This window comes from Corynebacterium gerontici, from assembly GCF_003813985.1.
Lineage (GTDB): Bacteria > Actinomycetota > Actinomycetes > Mycobacteriales > Mycobacteriaceae > Corynebacterium > Corynebacterium gerontici.
In genome coordinates, this window is the sequence record NZ_CP033897.1 from 15,242 (window position 1) to 33,463 (window position 18,222).

18 protein-coding genes and 1 pseudogene are annotated in these 18,222 nt (G+C 58.1%); 7 read left to right on the forward strand and 12 right to left on the reverse strand.

Going from position 1 to position 18,222, the window contains the following annotated elements; translation table 11 throughout:
• Positions 1-54 precede the first annotated feature (54 nt).
• Positions 55-240, reverse strand: a complete 186-nt coding sequence (locus CGERO_RS00080) for a hypothetical protein (RefSeq protein ID WP_123932621.1) — start codon at positions 238-240, stop codon at positions 55-57.
• Positions 241-465: 225 nt separating this feature from the next.
• On the opposite strand from CGERO_RS00080, the gene CGERO_RS00085 reads away from it, so the two are divergent.
• The gene (locus CGERO_RS00085) at positions 466-840 is read left to right on the forward strand and encodes a hypothetical protein (RefSeq protein ID WP_123932623.1); all 375 of its coding nucleotides are present in this window, start codon (positions 466-468) and stop codon (positions 838-840) included.
• Positions 841-896: 56 nt separating this feature from the next.
• Here the strand turns inward: CGERO_RS00085 and CGERO_RS00090 are convergent, their stop codons facing one another.
• Together CGERO_RS00090 and CGERO_RS00095 are read right to left on the reverse strand one after the other, a co-directional pair.
• On the reverse strand, positions 897-1,313 hold the full coding sequence (locus CGERO_RS00090; protein WP_123932625.1) for a hypothetical protein: 417 nt from the start codon (positions 1,311-1,313) through the stop codon (positions 897-899).
• A gap of 231 nt (positions 1,314-1,544) precedes the next feature.
• On the reverse strand, positions 1,545-2,693 hold the full coding sequence (locus tag CGERO_RS00095; RefSeq protein ID WP_123932627.1) for an alpha-amylase family glycosyl hydrolase: 1,149 nt from the start codon (positions 2,691-2,693) through the stop codon (positions 1,545-1,547).
• Between the two features lie 324 nt (positions 2,694-3,017).
• Here CGERO_RS00095 and CGERO_RS00100 point away from each other — a divergent pair, with 324 nt between their 5' ends.
• Genes CGERO_RS00100 through CGERO_RS00110 form a run of 3 tightly spaced genes read left to right on the forward strand, consistent with a single transcriptional unit; the run spans position 3,018 to position 5,799 of the window.
• On the forward strand, positions 3,018-4,007 hold the full coding sequence (locus tag CGERO_RS00100; protein ID WP_123932629.1) for a sugar ABC transporter substrate-binding protein: 990 nt from the start codon (positions 3,018-3,020) through the stop codon (positions 4,005-4,007).
• The gene (locus CGERO_RS00105; RefSeq protein WP_123932631.1) at positions 4,004-5,041 is read left to right on the forward strand and encodes an ABC transporter permease; all 1,038 of its coding nucleotides are present in this window, start codon (positions 4,004-4,006) and stop codon (positions 5,039-5,041) included. The genes CGERO_RS00100 and CGERO_RS00105 overlap by 4 nt, the downstream gene beginning before the upstream one ends.
• Complete coding sequence (locus tag CGERO_RS00110) at positions 5,038-5,799, forward strand: ATP-binding cassette domain-containing protein (RefSeq protein WP_123932633.1); 762 nt, start codon at positions 5,038-5,040, stop codon at positions 5,797-5,799. Before CGERO_RS00105 ends, CGERO_RS00110 begins: the two co-directional genes overlap by 4 nt.
• Before the next feature lie 67 nt (positions 5,800-5,866).
• Here the strand turns inward: CGERO_RS00110 and CGERO_RS00115 are convergent, their stop codons facing one another.
• Positions 5,867-6,553 carry a hypothetical protein gene (locus tag CGERO_RS00115; protein WP_123932635.1) on the reverse strand — a complete coding sequence of 229 codons (687 nt, stop codon included), beginning with the start codon at positions 6,551-6,553 and terminating at the stop codon, positions 5,867-5,869.
• 71 nt (positions 6,554-6,624) lie between these two features.
• Between CGERO_RS00115 and CGERO_RS00120 the strand changes: the two genes are divergently transcribed.
• The 3 genes from CGERO_RS00120 to CGERO_RS00130 all read left to right on the forward strand — a co-directional run bounded on the left by CGERO_RS00120 (position 6,625) and on the right by CGERO_RS00130 (position 8,840).
• On the forward strand, positions 6,625-7,161 hold the full coding sequence (locus CGERO_RS00120; RefSeq protein ID WP_164470311.1) for a peptidylprolyl isomerase: 537 nt from the start codon (positions 6,625-6,627) through the stop codon (positions 7,159-7,161).
• Between the two features lie 81 nt (positions 7,162-7,242).
• Positions 7,243-7,911 carry a rhomboid family intramembrane serine protease gene (locus CGERO_RS00125; RefSeq protein ID WP_123932639.1) on the forward strand — a complete coding sequence of 223 codons (669 nt, stop codon included), beginning with the start codon at positions 7,243-7,245 and terminating at the stop codon, positions 7,909-7,911.
• 335 nt (positions 7,912-8,246) lie between these two features.
• Positions 8,247-8,840: a hypothetical protein gene (locus CGERO_RS00130; protein ID WP_123932641.1), complete on the forward strand. Its 594-nt coding sequence runs from the start codon at positions 8,247-8,249 to the stop codon at positions 8,838-8,840.
• Positions 8,841-8,912: 72 nt separating this feature from the next.
• Here CGERO_RS00130 and crgA read toward each other — a convergent pair whose 3' ends face one another.
• From crgA to CGERO_RS00170, 8 genes and pseudogenes are all read right to left on the reverse strand, one after another.
• Positions 8,913-9,182 (reverse strand): cell division protein CrgA, encoded by a 270-nt coding sequence (gene crgA / locus CGERO_RS00135; protein WP_123932643.1) that lies wholly within the window; start codon positions 9,180-9,182, stop codon positions 8,913-8,915.
• Positions 9,183-9,227: 45 nt separating this feature from the next.
• Complete coding sequence (pknB, locus tag CGERO_RS00140) at positions 9,228-11,201, reverse strand: Stk1 family PASTA domain-containing Ser/Thr kinase (protein WP_123932645.1); 1,974 nt, start codon at positions 11,199-11,201, stop codon at positions 9,228-9,230.
• 367 nt (positions 11,202-11,568) lie between these two features.
• Positions 11,569-12,535 (reverse strand): annotated as a pseudogene (locus CGERO_RS00145) (serine/threonine-protein kinase); the annotation flags it as partial.
• Positions 12,536-13,978 (reverse strand): penicillin-binding transpeptidase domain-containing protein, encoded by a 1,443-nt coding sequence (locus CGERO_RS00150; protein ID WP_123932649.1) that lies wholly within the window; start codon positions 13,976-13,978, stop codon positions 12,536-12,538. It abuts the pseudogene before it with no gap.
• The gene (locus CGERO_RS00155) at positions 13,975-15,294 is read right to left on the reverse strand and encodes an FtsW/RodA/SpoVE family cell cycle protein (RefSeq protein ID WP_123932651.1); all 1,320 of its coding nucleotides are present in this window, start codon (positions 15,292-15,294) and stop codon (positions 13,975-13,977) included. The genes CGERO_RS00150 and CGERO_RS00155 overlap by 4 nt, the downstream gene beginning before the upstream one ends.
• Positions 15,291-16,733 (reverse strand): PP2C family protein-serine/threonine phosphatase, encoded by a 1,443-nt coding sequence (locus CGERO_RS00160; RefSeq protein WP_123932653.1) that lies wholly within the window; start codon positions 16,731-16,733, stop codon positions 15,291-15,293. Before CGERO_RS00160 ends, CGERO_RS00155 begins: the two co-directional genes overlap by 4 nt.
• On the reverse strand, positions 16,733-17,206 hold the full coding sequence (locus CGERO_RS00165) for an FHA domain-containing protein FhaB/FipA (RefSeq protein ID WP_123932655.1): 474 nt from the start codon (positions 17,204-17,206) through the stop codon (positions 16,733-16,735). Before CGERO_RS00165 ends, CGERO_RS00160 begins: the two co-directional genes overlap by 1 nt.
• 77 nt (positions 17,207-17,283) lie before the next feature.
• The gene (locus CGERO_RS00170; protein WP_123932657.1) at positions 17,284-18,159 is read right to left on the reverse strand and encodes an FHA domain-containing protein; all 876 of its coding nucleotides are present in this window, start codon (positions 18,157-18,159) and stop codon (positions 17,284-17,286) included.
• Positions 18,160-18,222 lie beyond the last annotated feature (63 nt).

Sequence of the window (18,222 nt, forward strand, 5' to 3'; positions counted from 1 at the left end):
CATGGCGGCGTTAGCGTGGAATTCGATCCGCGTGATCAAGTACGAGCAGCGGAGTTAGTGCTGCCGCTTCTCGATCTCCTGGCGGCGGGTGGGGTAGAGCACTAAGAGATACACCAGCGTTGAAGCAGCGATAGCCACAATCCCGGAGACGTAATGCTCAAGCAGGACCAAGACGATGCCCGCGATCGCTAGCAGCGCATAGAGCAAACGAAACAGCAGCACCCGCGTGCTATCGGACATGGTGAGCAACCCTTCTCAGTACCGGCAAGGAAAACCTAAGGCCAATCTACAGCGTATTCCTCTGAGATTTTGGCCATGCGCCTACATCCGGCCGATGGGGAAAAGCTTTGAGGTTGTGAAAGGAAACACCCCTAGAAGGGGTGCACGGAGCCTTTCGGGACCGCGTGAAAGACCGAATAGTGGAGGGTAGATCCTTATTAAACTTCTCAAAGGAGGTAGTTTCACGTGAAACGTCTTATCCCAGCCCTTGCTGTTGTTTGTCTCTCGGTGGTGGCATGCTCAGGAGACTCTGAGGATTCAGCACCCTCAACCAAGTCACAGGTAACGGAAACGGTGACGTCGACAAGCGAAGAACCAACCACGACGGTCACAGTGACCCAGGACAGGGAGACCGTAGAGCAGCAGACAGTAACAGAAACGGTGGAGCCAGCACCCGCACCAGTGATGGGATATACCGAGGCGCCGGGACAGACCACTCCCACGCCCATGAATAAGGTCATTCAAAGTTGTGGCCAAAAAGGGCTACATGAGCGAGGCACGACCTTCTTCACCGATGGGACGTCCGGCTGGACCGAGCAGTGTGCAGCGGCGATGGAATAAGAAACAAAAACACCGTCACGGTGCATCACTGTGACGGTGTTCGTTTTTAGCACTGATCAGGCGTGCTCGTACTCCACCTTTGCCCAGGCGTGCAGTTCCTGAATCTGCGCGAGGGCGTAGTTTGTGAACAGGTGCGGGCGGGCGAGCATCTCGCCGCTTCGCAGGAACACAAATTCGGCGCATTCTGCCGGCTTCTTGCCTGCCGCGTGGGAAGCCCGTGCCTGCTGCATGTCTGCCAGATCCTTTGCCACATTGTGGGCGACGGTGGCGCGTGCAACCACCGCGAATGCAGCAGCTAGCAGGGCAATCACGCTGAGCATCGGGGCGAAGAAATAGGCGGCAGCAGCCACTGCAACGCACACCAGTGCAATGGGGGTAACTGACTTAATCAAAGGTTGTGCCTTCGTGGCACGCTCAGGCACTCCGACGGTGCGCTGAGTGTTCGCTTCATGCAAAGAAGCGGGTTGGCTCATGGTGTGATCCTTAGGAAAATCGCTGGGGTGGAAACGATGGGTTTTGCCAGGTAGGCGGAAAAACAGATGAAATAATAAGCCCAGCAACTGCCATGTAGCTAAGTTTCTAACGCCTCCTTGAATGTGGTGCTCGTTACACTGTTCTCATTAAAGCTGTGCGCTGCTTTTTCAGCCACAAAGCCAAAGGTGACACTCACAAAGCGTCCACCCATTCGGGGGTGATTTAGGCATTTAGCGCTGCCAAATTACTTCCTGTTGAGCGTTGCGAATGATGGCCGTGGGGGCGTCGAAAAGCGAAAGCTCCACCTCCAGGAAATCCTGGCCGCCGCGCTGTTGGACGCGGTAGCAGTAGCGCTCGTTTTCCAACTCAAGGGTCTCCACCGTGGCGTTCACCAACCAAGAGTGCTGGCGCCTCAAGGCGATGAGGGATTTCCACACGCCCAAGACTGAGGACTCGCCAGGCTCGGTCCATGAAGGACGCACAGCATCATCGCCGCCCATGCGCTCTTCCTTTACACCCTCCATACCCAGCTCGTCGCCATAGTAGATGGAAGGAATACCCGGCATGGTCAATAGCAGCACCGCTGCGAGCACTGCCTTATCTTGGCCCACCTTGCTAGCAATGCGCGTGACATCGTGATTGCCCACAAAGGTATTGGGAATGAAGTGCTCCAAGAACTCCATGTGGCGGCGAACTGACCACTCCAGCTCAAAAAAGTTCGCGTCATGCAGCGCGGACCAGCACGCCTTCCATAGCTCATATTGGGTGACGGAATCCATGCCGGATTCTTCGACGATGGCGGGATAATCCCCGTGGATCACCTCGCCGAGGATCCACGCATCGGGGTGTGCTTCACGTACCGGTGGGAGCACCTTTGCCCAGAATTCATTGCTCACCGAATATGCCGCGTCCAAACGCCAACCGCTGGCGCCTCGATCCAGCCAATACCTCATCACCTCAGCCACGTACGCCTGGCAGGCAGGATCTTCATGGCGCAGGCGCTTGAGATCGCCGTGGCCTTCAAACACACCTTCACCAATCAGCTCCGGGCGCACAAAACCTTCCGCTACGTGGCTAAATACCCCATCGAGCACCAAGGCGATGCCTTTTTCCTGGCAGTCAGCGACCAGGGCATCGAAGTCTTCCTCGGTGCCCAGACGCGGATCAATGCGCAGGTGGTCGATGGTGTCATATCCATGCGTCTGTGATGCGAAAATTGGCCCGAGCAGCAGGCCATTGCAGCCCAAAGCGATCAAGTAATCCAGGCTGCTGCGCAAGCGTGTAAGCCCGTCACCCTTTTCTTGCTCACCTCGAATATCCACCCCCGCGAATCCAAGCGGGTATACGTGCCAGAAAATTGCGTGGTCGATCCAGGCCATGAGCTTCTCCGATCAAAATAGGGGGCACTTCCATGTTAGGCACTTGCCATCATGCTCATCTGTAGTTGCCGCCGTGAACCCACGCTAGCCGCCGCGCCTGCCCTTGCCACCACGTAAACCCACTGCCCGCCAAGCACACTTTGAGTTTGGGAATGCACCCACTTTTGCGCGTTCCCACATAATCGGACATGCCCTCCAGAGCAGATGCACCCCAATCTAGGGGCGGGCATGCGCCCTGCTCAACGCTACTGAATCGATAAACAAGCAGCTCAGATACGTCGCGAGGGTTTGACCATCCCTATCCACTTAGGAAACGATAACGAGGTGAAAATCTTCCAAAAAGTGCTCGCAGTAGGTGTACTCGCCGCCGTCACGCTCAGCGGCTGCTCCGCCACCGGCGGCGCGCCCCGCAGCAATGGCGAAGGCGGCCAAGCAGGTGGCGTTGATACCCCCCGCTATGTAGTAGCCATGGTCACCCACGGCGCGCCGGGCGATACCTTCTGGGATCTGGTGCGCAAGGGCGCCGAGGATGCAGCCAAGAAAGACAACATTGAGCTGCGCTATTCCTCCGACCCCGAGGCCCCCAACCAAGCAAACCTGGTGCAATCAGCTATCGACGCCAAAGTGGATGGCATTGCTGTCACCATGCCCAATGCGCAGGCTATCGGACCCGCGGCGCAGAAAGCCGTGGACGCCGGCATCCCAACCGTTGGCTTGAACGCGGGGATGAACGAATACCAGAAATACGGTATTTCCTCCTTCTTCGGGCAAGACGAAAAGGTGGCAGGCACCCTCGCAGGTGAGCGCCTGGATAAGGAAGGTGCCAAGCACGTCCTGTGTGTGATCCACGAACAAGGCAATTCTTCCCAGGAGCAGCGCTGTGGCGGTGTCAAAGATGGGCTCAAGGGCGGCCAGATGGAGATCCTCTACGTCAACGGCAAGGATCTCACCAGTGTGCAGTCCACGGTGCAGGCAAAACTTTCGCAGGATAAGAGCATCGATTGGGTCATGGGCCTTGTGGCTCCCGTGGCGTTGACCAGCGTGGATGCGGTCAAGAACGCCGGAAGCCAAGCCAAGATCGCTACCTTCGACACCAACGCACAGTTGGTGCAGGCCATCAAAGACGGCGCCATCCAATTCGCCATCGATCAACAGCCCTATTTGCAAGGCTATCTGGCGGTAGATTCTCTCTGGTTGGCCAAGCGCAACGGCAGCGTGATCGGTGGCAACCGTCCTGTGTACACCGGACCGAGCTTTGTGGATGCCTCCAACGTGGATCAGATCGCCGAGGCGGCAACGGAGGGTCTGCGATGAGCCCAACTGAAACAAGCACCGATGATCGTCTTCCTGAGCGCACCCGCATGGCCAAGCTGATCCGCCGCCCGGAGCTTGCCAGCCTGCTTGGTGCCATCGCCATCTTCATCCTCTTTTTGGCAGTAGCGCCCGCCTTCCGCTCCCTGGAGGCATTCTCCACGGTGCTCTATGCCAGCTCCACGCTTGGCATCGTGGCGTTGGCCGTGGGTTTGCTCATGATCGGCGACGAGTTCGATCTTTCCTCGGGCGTGGCTGTGACCACCGCGGCGCTGGCAGCCACCATGCTCAATTACAACCTCCACCTCAATTCATGGGTGGGTGCTGGCTTAGCGCTGCTGATCTCTCTGAGCATCGGTGCGCTCAACGGATTTCTAGTCACCCGCACCGGCATTCCCAGCTTCCTGATCACCCTGGCGGCATTCCTCATGCTTCAGGGCCTCAATCTTGCCATCACCAAGCTGGTCACCGGCCAAGTAGCAACACCGACCATCGCAGACATGCAAGGTTTCCCCTCTGCGCAAAAAGTCTTTGCGGGCACTGTCCACATTGGCGGGGTCAGCGTGCGCGCCACGGTGTTCTGGTGGATCTTCTTTGTGGCACTTGCGTCATTCCTGCTGTTTAAGACCAAGTTCGGCAACTGGATCTTCGCCGTCGGCGGGGATCAAGATGCTGCTCGCGCGGTGGGCGTTCCGGTAACTCGCGTTAAGATCATCCTGTTTATGTTCGTGGGCTTTGCCGCCTGGTTCGTGGGCATGCACAACCTCTTCGCCTTCGATTCCATCCAAGCAGGCCAGGGTGTGGGCAACGAGTTCCTCTACATCATTGCCGCTGTGATTGGCGGCTGTGCGCTCACCGGTGGCCGCGGCACCGCCATTGGCACCGCGATTGGCGCACTCATCTTCGGCATGACTAACCAGGGCATCGTCTACGCCGGATGGAACCCCGACTGGTTCAAGTTCTTCCTTGGCGCCATGCTGCTCTTTGCCGTGTTCACCAACACCTCCTTTGCCAGCTTCACGAAAGGCCGCCGATGAACCCCATCATTCAACTGGAGCAGGTGACCAAGTCCTATGGCACCTTCGAAGCGCTGCGTGGCGTCAACCTGAAAGTCCACGCGGGCGAGGTCGTTTGCGTGCTCGGCGACAATGGCGCCGGCAAATCCACCCTGATCAAAATCCTCGCAGGCCTGCACAAACCCACCTCAGGCACCCTGCTTGTCGACGCCACCGAGACCCAATTCCAAGGCCCGCGTGACGCCCTAGCGCACGGCATTGCCACCGTGTACCAAGACCTGGCCGTGGTGGGTCAGATGTCGGTGTGGCGCAATTTCTTCCTCGGCCAAGAACTCACCGGGCGCTTTGGCCGTCTGCGTGAAGATGAGATGAAGCGCATCACCAAGGAGCAGTTGCTCTCCATGGGCATTGACATTCCGGATGTGGACGTAGAAGTAGATAGCCTTTCAGGCGGCCAGCGTCAGGTGGTGGCCATTGCCCGTGCCGTGTACTTCGGTGCTCGCGTGATCATCCTCGACGAGCCCACGGCCGCGCTCGGCGTGAAACAGTCAGGTATGGTGCTCAAATTTGTTGCCGCTGCCCGCGAGCGCGGCATTGGCGTGGTGCTCATTACCCACAATCCCCACCACGCCTACCTGGTGGGGGATCACTTCAGCATTCTGAACCTGGGGCGTCAGATTCTGGATGCGGATCGCAGCGAAGTCACCCTTGAGGAACTCACGCAACAGATGGCAGGTGGCGGGGAACTCGAAGCTCTTTCCCACGAACTCGCCCGTTAGCAGCAAAAAAAGCCAGCCGAAAGGCTGGCTTTTGCGTTTGCAAGGGGTGACGGGGGCGTCGAAAAGCTTAAGACTCGTCGTCCTCGCGCAGGCGGTGCTTGGCAATCTGCTCGTCGATGGACTTCAGCAGCTCCTCGTCGCGCTCCGGGGTGCCCTCAAGAGGGTTGGCGGCTGCAGCTGCATCGGCGGCGGTGTCCAGGCGCTCATCGTCCTCCGTGGAGGTGGAGTACACCAGCTTGGAATCGGCTGGGGCGGTGCCATAGTCCTCAACGCGCGGCGGTTCAGTCTCGGTTTCCTGCTTGGTCATGCGTGCCACAACGTAGGCGATCGCCACAACGATGGCCGCCACCAGGGCGAAGATGCCAAACTTCTTGCCCTTGGAAGACTTCTTGCGACCCAACTTGGCGTCCGCCTTCGCCTGAGCCTTCTTGGCGGCCTTCTCGGCCTTCTTGCGCGCGCTCTTCGACTGCTTATTGGCCTGCTTGCTCAGCTTCTTCCAGGTCTTCTTCCCGCGCTTTTCCAGATCCTCTGCAGTGTCGCTTGCCTCAGCCTTGGCCTTTTCCAGGCGCTTCTTGGACTGCTCCAGCACGGTGGCGAGCTTGCCCGAAGCATCGTCGCTGAGGTTCTCGGCGGAGTTAGCTGCCTCCAGCAGGCCGTCGTAGGCATCGGACGCCGCCTTATTTTTCAGTTCCTGGAACTTGTGCCAAGCGGCCTTCGCGCCACGGTAACCCATACGCAAGGTGGTGGGGTTCATAATCGCTCCTTCGTAGATGTTTGCGCTTTAGTCTATGTGTCCGTGCGCTGCTTTGCATGAAGCCCACGCGTATAATGCCCACCATGACTGCAAAGACTGCAACCGCAATCCTGCACACCAACCGTGGTGACATCACCATCGATCTTTTCGGCAACCACGCCCCAAAGACCGTGGAAAACTTCGTCACCTTGGCTGATGGCACCGCCGACTACAAGACGGAAAACGCCGCAGGCAACTCCGAAGGCCCCTTCTACGATGGCGCTGTGTTCCACCGCGTGATCGACGGCTTCATGATCCAGGGCGGCGACCCAACCGGCACCGGCCGTGGCGGTCCCGGCTACATGTTCGCCGATGAGTTCCACCCCGAGCTTCAATTCGACCGCCCCTTCCTGCTGGCCATGGCGAATGCAGGGCCCGGCACCAACGGTTCCCAGTTCTTCATCACCGTGGCACCCACCCCGCACCTGAACAACCACCACACCATCTTTGGTGAGGTCACCGACGCGGATTCCCAGAAGGTTGTGGTTGACATTGCTGGCACCGCCACCGACCGCATGGATCGCCCCGTCGAGCCCGTCGTGATCGAATCCGTGGAGATCAAGAACTAAACTCCGCTTCAACCAGGCCTTCGTCTTCTTTAGCTTTTCGACGAAGGCCTTTTGCATACCCAACGCAAGGAATGGAACACCATGTCTTCTCTTGCCCGCAGTGTCAAAAACTTCGCGCGCCCAGCACCCGTCACCGCTACGCTGCTGCTTCTGAATGTGCTGGCCTTCGCAATCACCGTGCTGCAATCACGCTCGCTGATGCACCCCCTCCAAGCATCCTCATTTGCCGAGCACGGCATCTTGTATGCGCCGTACATGCACGCCCCGATCGAGTGGCTCCGCGCGCTCAGCGCATTGTTCTTGCACATTGATCCCACGCACCTGGGGTTCAACATGCTCATGCTGTTTCTCATCGGCCGCGAGGTTGAACGCGGCCTGGGCTCCATTCCTTACCTGGGTGCATATCTCGCCTGCGGGATGGGTGGCTCCTTGGCGGTGATGCTCCAAGCACCCTTATCGCCCACCGTAGGGGCCTCAAGTTCGCTTTATGGGCTCATGGCGATCCTGCTGGCGTTCAGCATCAGAAACCGCACTCAGGTCACGGCCGCCCTCGTGCTCATCGCTGTGAACTTCGGGTATTCACTGATTACTCCCAATGTTTCTCTGTGGGGACACATCGGGGGATTCGCCGTAGGTGTGTTGCTGGGCGCACTGATGTTTTCACGCCTGCGTTTTCGTCTGTGGGTATGGGGCGTAATGGCCGTGGAAGTCTTCGGGGTGGCGATGGTGGGGAACGCCTTGGCGGTTTGAGCATGCGGGGATTGTTCGGGGTTCTCCACTGCGGCTGTGGATGAATGGGTGCTTCGCGGGGGTGTGAGAAAAGGGAAGAGTTGTCCACAGGAGTTATCCACAATGTGGATAACTACATTCTTGTAAGATTCCCACAGGTGTTCGGATTTTGCTCGTGTTCGATGGATTTGAGCAGGGAATGAGCCCGAATAGCTCGAACAATTCGCAGCTTGGGCATCACGGGGAAAAACTTATCCACAGCCTGTGGAAGGGGCTGTGATCAATCTAAAAGTGTGATTTGTGCACATCTTTATCCACAGCTGTGGATAACTGCGAATGTGGATAGAGTAAAAGCTATGAAGAAAATGCTGAGCTTGCTGTTGATGGGTGCCCTCGCGGGATGTGCAAATCCTTTGTCCGGAGATCCCACACCCAAGTCACTTGGTCCTGCCGCTGACGTAATTATTCATAGCGCTGACATCCCGGAGCTCGACTTCCGGGAGGAAGAGATTTTGCACATGGGTAACGCAGGCGTGCATGAGGCTACCTCTTACGAACCACAGGAGTGTGCAGGCATTGGCTGGGACGATTCCGAAACCCGTGCTTGGGGTAGAGCCGACGGTGACGAGATGGCGAGCACCGGCTTTAATACCCCTGATGGGGTCATTTTGGTGATGGTGGATAAAAAGCCCGTCGAAGTTGGCGATTGCCCCTATGTTGTCACCATGGGAGAAACGGCTGGAACACCTAATTCTCATGCGTACAAGGTGACTCAGCTTGAAGGGGGAGGAACGCTGCAAAAACGTTTGGGAGGGAGCTTCGAGTACCAACAAATCGTGCAAATCGGAAACGAGGGCGGATACCACTTCGTCGTAGTAGACCCCCGCGGCCAGCAGCCAGATTTGGTACAGCAGGTGGCACAGGCTCAAAGGGAGAAGCTCGCCTCTTAAGAGTTATCCCGGAAAGCACAAAGCCGGGCATGAGTCACGAGTGTGACATGCCCGGCGTCATCGTGCGTAGGATTAACGCCAACCCATTGTCATAAGTAGTCCTAGGGTGAACAAGCCAAAGCCGATGCCATAGTTCCAATTGCCTAGGTTCACCATGAACGGGATTTGCGGTCCGGCGAGGTAATAAATGATCAGCCACGCCAGGCCGGCCAGCAGGAAGGCAAACATGATGGTCTTGTACCATACGGGGGTTCCAGCAGCGTTAATTTTTACCGGTGTGCGGTTTTCGCCCGCACTACCGGGGATGTATTCGCTGCTGTTGTTTACTTTTGCCTTTGGCATACTGTCGCTTTCTCCTTATGCCCAACGTTGGGTCTTTGGCACAGATTAGCCCGTGAGGGCTCCGAGATCGAATTCATAGGTGCGGATGGTGATCGTGGCGTCCTTGCGAACTTCTTGCCCAGCCTCCGGCGTTGATCCAGCGATTTTGCCGCGATCAGTAATCAGTGGCGTCGCCACCGTTCCTTGCTCGGGCAGCTTGGTCACATCACCTGTCCAGCCGGCTCCACGAAGTGTGGTCACGGCCTGCTGTGGAGTTTGCATGCGAATGTCAGGCATGCGCATGAGCTGGCCATTTGAAACCTGAACAACCACCTCGGCATCAGTTGCAAGCTGCTGGCCCTCGTTGCTTGCAGAGACCACCGTGCCCGCAGGCTCCAAGGAATCCACTTCTTCCATACGCGGGCGGAATCCGAGTTGAGTTAACATCGGCTCGGCCTGCGACCACTCCATCCCGGTGATATTGGGAACCTTCTGAGTTGCCGCACCGGTGGAAACGGTAATCGATACCTTCGATCCTCTGGATACCTGGGCGCCCGCGGAAGGCGATTGCTGCATCACTTCGCCCTTCTTCACCTCATCTGAGGTGTCTTCGCGCACGGTGGAGTCCAGTTCCAGCCCAGCTTTTTTTAACAAACGTTCGGCATCTTGGGTGGTTTTGCCGCGCAGATCCGGCACCTCGGTGACTTCCTTGCCTGAAGAAACCGTGAGCGTCACTGTCGAGCTGGGAGGCACAGATGAGCCGGCGCCCGGGTTGGTGCGAATTACCTTGCCCCGCTCGATCGTAGGATTGGGTTCCTCCATCACCTGCACTTGCAGGCCCAGCCCCTCCAGCTGCTGTACGGCCTCTACCTGCGGTTTTCCATCGAGGGTGGGAACCTGAACCATATTCTTGGTGGGGCTGCTGCTCGAGCCGGTGAGGTAGTCATAGGCAAACACGCCACCCACGCCCAGCAAAAGCGCCGCGAGGACGGCGGCAGTAATTTTGAGTCCCTTATTATTGCTTTTCGACGCCCCACGTTGATGCCGCGCCGGTGGCGCCGCGGGTGCCTGCTCGCCTTGAGCAGTGGGCTGCTGTTGGGGGACGACGTTGGTGCGGGTCGGCGGTACAGGTGCCACCGGAGCTACCTGCGTTTGTGAGGCGCTGTCCACGGGATCGACATAGGAACGAGCGGCGTTAGTGACTGCATGGCGTTCGAGTCGTTCCAGATCAGCGGCCATATCCAGGGCCGTCTGGTAGCGATCGGCGGGGTGCTTTGCCATGGCAGTGAGCACCACAGCGTCCACATTCACCGCTGCGGTGGGCGTGAGATCCCGGATGTACTCACTGGGTTTCACCGGATCCTCTTGCACATGCTGGTACGCCACTGCGAAGGGGGTTTCACCTTCGAATGGTGGATGAGCGGTGATCGTCTCATACATGACGCAACCGAGTGCGTAGACATCCGAGCGTGCATCGGCTAGCTTGCCGCGCGCCTGCTCAGGAGAGAGGTACTGCGCCGTACCGATGACCGCAGAGGTTTGAGTCATGGCGCTGGTGGCGTCGTCAAGCGCCCTGGCGATGCCGAAGTCCATGATCTTTACTGCCCCGGTGTTCGTGATCATGACATTGGCTGGCTTGATATCGCGGTGGATAATGCCAGCCTCGTGGCTGACCTGCAGCGCATGGCACACGGGGATGAGCGTGGATGCCGCCTCGGCGGGAGTGAGCGCACCGTCTTCGCGGATAATGTCGCGCAGCGTTCTGCCGTGCACCAACTCCATGACGATATACGGAGTGTTGAGCCCCGCAATTTCCGTCTCACCCGTGTCGTACACTGCCACGATGTTCGGATGATTCAGGCGTCCCGAATTCTGGGCTTCTCTGCGGAAACGTTCGCGGAAATTGACGTCGCGAGCAAGGTCGGCCCGAAGCATCTTCACCGCCACCTGGCGGCCTAGCAGGGTGTCGCTTGCAGCAAACACTTCCGACATTCCGCCGGTGCCGATCATTTCGCCCAGCTCATAGCGGTTGGCAATCATGGTGCTTCGCCTCCTTGGCTGGGTTCGGGTGTTGCGTTCTGTTCGCTAGCGAGATCCGAAAGCTTATCCAAAATGGACGGGCTCTGCGTGGGTTCGGGCGTAGGAGTGGGTAGTTCCGGCGCAGTTCGTTCAGGTGTTTCCACCACAGTCGTCGGCGTGACTTCCTCCACCGTGGTTTCCTCCACTGTCACCACCACCGGCGGCTTCGGTGTACTCGTCTCGGGATTCAGGATGCTATCGAACATTCCTTGGGACGCCGCCCACACCACACCCCCAACGAGTGCGGCGAGGATCAACACCAGCATCACCCACGGCGCAGAAGACCGCCGCGGCGCAGGGGCGGGCACATAACGCGGCTGCACTTGCCGAACTTGCTGAGTTGCCGGAACAACTGTGGTGGGCTGAGCCACCTGGCCGAGCATCTGCGTTGATGCTGTTCGCGGAGGCTGAGGCGCCACGCGTTGCAATTGGACCGATTTGGGTTGCGGGGGGCGCCTACCCATACGCACCGCCGATACCGCCAGTGCCAATTCGTTACCGTCCGCATAACGCTGACCCGGCTCCTTGCGCAGCGCAATGCCTACCAACTCCCTCGCCTGAGCGGAGACAGTGGTGGGCAGCACCGGAGGAGCCTGATTGATATGCGCGATGGCTACCGACACAGAAGAGTCGCCACTGAAAGGCCGGCGCCCAGCCAACATCTCGTATGCCACTACGCCCAGGGAATAGACATCGGTTGCGGCGCTAACGGACTTCCCCTGAGCCTGTTCGGGGGAGACGTATTGGGCGGTGCCCACTACCATTCCCGTGCGTGTGAGCGGCACGGCTTCTGCTGCTTTTGCAATGCCGAAGTCGGTGATCTTGACTTGGCCGGCCTCGGTGATGAGCAGGTTGCCCGGCTTGATATCGCGGTGCACCAGACCCATTCGGTGAATGATGGATAAACCATGTGCGGCTTGCTCAAGTACATCGAGCGCCAGGGGTTCATCCAAGCTGCCTTTGCGCGAGAGCATGTCTGCCAAGGACTCACCGCGAACGTATTCCATCACGATGCAGCACATGGTTCTTCCGGCTGCGTCGGTTGCCTCGCGGTAATCGTAGGTTTCCACCACGTTTTCGGAGTGGATATTTTCGCTGGCAAGCGCCTCATTCCGGAAGCGGGAGAGGAACTCGTTGTTGTCCGAGAATTCCGGCCGCAGAACCTTGATGGCCACTTCCCGTTGGGTGCGTAGGTCGTCGGCAAGCCAAACGGTGGACATGCCGCCCTGGCCAACAACCCACTGCAGGCGATAATCATTACCCAACAAGTTCTGCAATGCTTGATCAGTTGTCATCTATGCCGCCCCCTGAGCTGCTTGAAGGACGGCGCGGCCAATCGGCGCGGCAACGGATCCGCCCGTAGCGGCCTGTCCACGGTCGCCACCATTTTTCACAACCACCGCGACGGCAACATCGGCGTCTGGAACAAAAGCGATGTACCAGGCGTGCGGGTTGGAGTTCCTCGAATCCTCACCGTGTTCCGCCGTACCCGTCTTGGAGGCGATGTTCTGACCCGCATAACCCGCAGTGTGTTGCTCTGACAGGCGCATGAGATCCGTCAGGGTGGAGGCCTCCTCGGGAGTAAGTGCCTGGTTGAGTTCCTTGGGCTTGATCTCCTTGATGGTGTTGAGATCGCGACCCACCACCTTGGAAACGATATGGGGAGCCATGCGCTTGCCACCATTGGCAACGGTTGCTGCAACCACGGCATTTTGGAGCACAGACATGGCCACGTCGCGCTGGCCAATGGCAGACTGGCCAAGCGCAGCATCGTCCGGAATGTCGCCGATGGTGCCAGAGGCCATTGGAATGCCGAGGTCGTAGGTGTCACTCACTCCAAAGGCGTCAGCCGCCTGACGGAAATTATCCGCGCCGGCTTCAATGCCCATTTGCACGAAGGCGGTGTTGCATGAGTATTGGAAAGCGGTAGCAAGAGTCACGGTTTGTTGGCCAGCACAGACTTCGCCACCGTAGTTTTCCAAGGTCGTATTGGTGTTGGGCAAGGTAATATTCTTTGCGCCGGTGAGCTGGGAATCCGGACTGAAGCCCGCCTTGAGTCCCGCCAATGTCGTAACCACCTTGAAGGTGGAACCGGGTGGAAGCGTTTCCTGGGTAGCGTGGTTGAGCAGGGGATTGCCGGGCTCGGCGTTGTAGTTTTCCCAAGCCTGTTCGGCAACATTGGGATCCACAATGTCTTGAGGGTTGAAACTGGGGGTGGATGCCATGGCGAGGATCTCACCACTGGAAGGGCGGATCGCCACCACCGCGCCTTCATAGCCAGCATTGGCAAGTTGGCTATAGGCAAGATTTTGTACCTGGGGATTCAAGGTGAGCTCAACGTTGGCACCAACCTGTTCCTTGCCCAATAGATCATCCCAGATGCCGCTCAGGCTCTGGGCCGGATCGGTGCCATTGAGCACATTGTTGTAGCTCGCCTCAATGCCGGCGGCGCCATAAATATCGGAGATATACCCTTCCACCGGGCCGAAAGCCATCGGGTCGGTTGGGTAGCGACGCTGATAGAAGCCATTTTCATCCTGGAATGATTCAGCAAGGATCTGCCCACCAGCGGAGATCTGGCCGCGCGGTTGCTGCTTCATCTCAATGAAGGCGCGCTTGTTCAATGGGTTTTCAGCATACTTCTCACGGCTGAACGCCTGGATAATCGTGAGGTTAATGAGCAACACCAGCACGAGCAGCAGGGTGAAGATACTAGTGAAACGAATGGATCGATTCATCGTGATGCCTCCAATCCTGCGGAGTCATTGGAATAGCTGGAATCAGAAATGCGCAAAATAAGACCGAGGAGAATGTAATTGGCCATCAGGCTGGATCCGCCCTGTGACATGAAGGGTGTGGTCAAACCAGTCATGGGCATGAGTGCGGTGATGCCAGCTACTACAACGAACACCTGGATTGCGATAGTGAAGGAAAGACCGGCGGCAACCAACTTGCCGTAGGAATCGCGCGAACGCAGGGCGGTGCGTAGTCCGCGAGTGACAAAGATAGCGAAGAGCACGATGACTGCGGAAAGGCCAATCAATCCAAGTTCCTCACCAACCACAGCGAGGATGAAGTCGGATTCGGCCACCGGAATGAGCTCGGGATGCCCCTTGCCAAGACCGGACCCTGCAATGCCACCAGAAGATAGTCCGAAGAGTGACTGTGAAAGCTGGTAGCCAGTGGTGTCGAAATTGGAAACCGGATCGATGAAGTTCTGCACGCGGGCTTGGATCTTGTCGGAGATCTGATACACAGCGGAGCCACCGACGACCACCAGCACAGCGCCGATGAGCAGCCAGGACACACGCCCGGTAGCTAGGAACATCATGGCGAGCACCGTGGCAAACAGCAACAGCGCGGGGCCGAAGTCATTTTCGCCAGCCATGATCAAGATGGCCACCGCCCACACTGCAAGGATGGGGCCGAGGTCGCGCAGGCGTGGGAACTCGAGACCCAAAATGCGATAACCGGCTACGTTAAATAGTGCTCGCTTATTCACCAACAGTTGGGCGAAAAAGAGCAGCAGCAGAATTTTTGAAAACTCGCCGGGCTGTACCGAGAACGGGCCGATGGAAATCCAGATATTGGCGTCCGCGTTCATAGAGGTGGGCCACACAAGCGGCAGGGCGAGCAGCACCAAGCCAACAAGTCCAAGAATGTAGGAGTAGCGACTCAGTGCCCGGTGGTCGCGAATGAGAACGAGCACCGCCACCATGAGCGCCACGCCAACCAGCGTCCAGACCACTTGCTTATTGGCGAGGTTCTGATCGAGCGCCAGGTCAAGGCGATAGACCATGACCAAACCAAAGCCGTTGAGGACTGACGCCACCGGAAGCATCACTTGGTCTGCGTGCGGTGCCGTCATGCACAACGCCAGGTGGGCAATCGTGAACACGAGAATGAAGCCGCCAATTACCCAGAGCACTTCACTGTTGACCCCTTCGCCTTGGGCGAGATTGAGGTTGAGCAGCGTGACGGCCATAAGGACAGCCGCAACGAGCAGGAGTCCGAATTCTGTGCGCCGTGCAGCGAGACGTTGAGCGAAACTCATTGGCGCACCTCCCTGCAGTTCACACCGGGACTTGAGAGGTCACCGGGAGCGGCAGACGTGGTGGACTTGGGCGCAGCACTACTGCTTGGCGATGGTTTGCTTGCGCTAGTTTTTGTTTCGGCCTGTCGAGTCACGCACACCGGCAACGCTTCTTGAGCGAGCCGCTGTGTCTGGGCAAGTGCTTTGTCGTAGCTCCCGCTTTCCAAGTTGCCTACGGAACTGCGTGCCGATTCTTTGAGGTCACTGACCTTGAATGGTGTACATGGCTCAGAGGCGTCGCTGGCGATGAGCGTGAGTTCACCTTCACGGCTCAGGCACGCCCGTTGGTATTCCTCGTGCAATTGTTTCCCTAACACGCTGTAATCCACACCGTGTTCAATCACAATCTGATCCTCATTGGTGGATACGTAGTAGTTCTTCTCGATGGCGTTTGATGCCCACCAACCGCCGCCGAGGAGGACGGCGAGTACAGCGAGCACGCTGAGGAACCCCAGGAATTTCTTTGGCTTTTTCTTCTTCGCCATGGTGGTGCTTTGCTCTGGCACCGTTGCTGGATCGGGTTCGATGATCTGCGATTCTCGCGGCCGTTGCGCACCCGAAGCTTCAATCGGCTTCGACAGCGCAATGGCAGCTCTGCCAGCAGCAGTGTCAGGATTGGGCGCCTCAAACACGCCACCGAGCAACGCGCCAACAGTGGCCGGTTTTTGGGGCAGTGCGGTTTCGGGTGTGTCTCCTTCCACCACGTCTGCCACAACGACAGTGACGTTGTCCGGGCCCCCAGAGCGCAGAGCCAATTCCACCAGGCGGCGCGCCGCTTCATCGGGCGTGCCATTTGCGAGTTCTTGTTCGATGGTGGAGTGCGTGACTGGATCAGAAAGCCCGTCTGAGCAGAGGAGGTAGCGATCTCCGATTTGCACGTCAATCATCTGCAACGTGGGATCTACGGGCCTACCGGTGTAGGCCTTCAAAATCATGGAACGTTGAGGATGAGTGGAAATATCTTCGGGGTCCAGCTCTCCCTTTTCCACGAGCGACTGCACATAGGTGTCGTCCACCGTGATTTGCTGCAGTTTGCCTCCACGCAGGCGGTACCCACGTGAATCGCCGACATGGCACATGGCGAGATCCTCGCCGTTGAACATGAGCGCCGTCAAAGTGGTGCCCATGCCATCAGTTTCTGGCACCTCGCGCACGCCCTGTGCAATGGCGTTGTTGGCGTCATCGGCCCCCGTGGCCAGGAGGGCGAGCATGTCATTGTCGCCCGGGTCAGCGTCGAGCGGTTCCAGGTGACGGATCATGATTTGGGAAGCAACCTCGCCTGCGGCGTGGCCACCCATGCCGTCGGCAAGCGCAAGAAGGTGCGGGCCTGCGTAGGCGGAGTCTTCGTTATTGCCTCGGACCAGACCGCGATCGGAGGCGGCGGCAAAGTTGAGTTTCATTAGCCGTTCAGCCTTATCGTTGTGCGTCCAATCTTGATATCACTGCCAACACCCACGCGTTCGGGCTGGTCAATGCGATAACCGCCGGTAAAAGTGCCGTTGCGTGAATCGAGATCTTCCACAAACCATTCATTGCCGCGCTTGAACAGGCGGGCATGGTGCGAAGAGGCGTAATCGTCGCTCAACACAAATTGGCAATCCTGAGCCCTGCCGATGATCACTTCATTGAGCTGAGTGAGGGCAAGAGTCGAGCCAAGGAGCGGGCCATCGACCACGGCGATTTCCTGGGGAACCGCTCCACGCTTGGCCGGGGGTGCCGGTGGAGCCTGGGTGTATTGCACAGGGACGCCGGGCATACCTTGGGCAGCCGCTGCTTTGGTGTCGCGGCGCAGGGTGTTCAACGCAAATAGGATGAACAACCACAGCAACACGAGCAAGGCGATGCGCAGTACAAGCAGAATCACGGAATCCAAGGTGGACCTTTCAGTTCTTCCTCGATGGGGCTGGGGCGCAGTGCGCAAAGGCGCGCTGGGGTATGAGACGGATTGGTTCAGGGTTGGGCATCGACGATACGCACTTCGATGTGGGAATGCCCGACGGTGATCACGTCGCCGTCGGCAAGCAACCAATTCTCCACCGGGGTGCCATTGACCGTTGTGCCGTTGGTGCTGTGCAAATCGGTGAGCACCGCGTCCTCGCCATTCCACTCAATTTCCGCGTGTTGGCGAGAAACCCCGGTGTCCGGCAACCGCAGATCCGCGTCGTTACTGCGGCCAATAATGTTGGAGCCAATACGAACCAGGTAGGTACGTGAGGATCCATCTTGCAGCAGTAGCGTCATGGTGAGCCCGGATGCTGAAGTTTCGGGTTCGCCCATCGGCACGTTCGGATCATGTTCCGGTGCGGCCGACATGTACTGCGTGCTCGGTTGTTGAGGATGAGCCTCCACGGCAGCCTCGCTTTCTGGTTGCTGATGATGTGCTGGGGTGTCTGCCGCTGGCTTGCGCCGTGGGGCCATTTGTTGGGCAAAGCCCATGAAGCCACCTGCTGCGGTGGATTCTGTGCTGGCGCGAAGCTGACCTGTGCGTAGGCCTTTGTCTAGAGCCACAGCCACAGTGATTGGCCCAGCAGGTTGCCAACCTTGGTTTCTGTAATAACGCGCGAGCTGATCCGCAAAGTTCTCCGGCAGTCGCGGGTGTTCTTGCTGCAGATTAGAGTAGTCCTTGGCGCTCACTTCGATGCGGAACACATTGGGAGCCTCGATTGTGCCCTCGTAGGTGTGCACCGTTTCGTCTTCCGCTGCTTGTTTGAGCAGTTCTTCGATTTCTGCTGGAACAACGCGCCCGCCGAAGACGAAGGCGAAGCTGTTGTCCAAACCGCGCTGCATAGCGCTGTCGAGCTTGGCGATCTTGCCCATAAGAGACATAGCGTTCGCCTCCTCCAATCCGCTTAGGTTTGCTTGCTTGCCGACGCCACTCGGCCACACTTC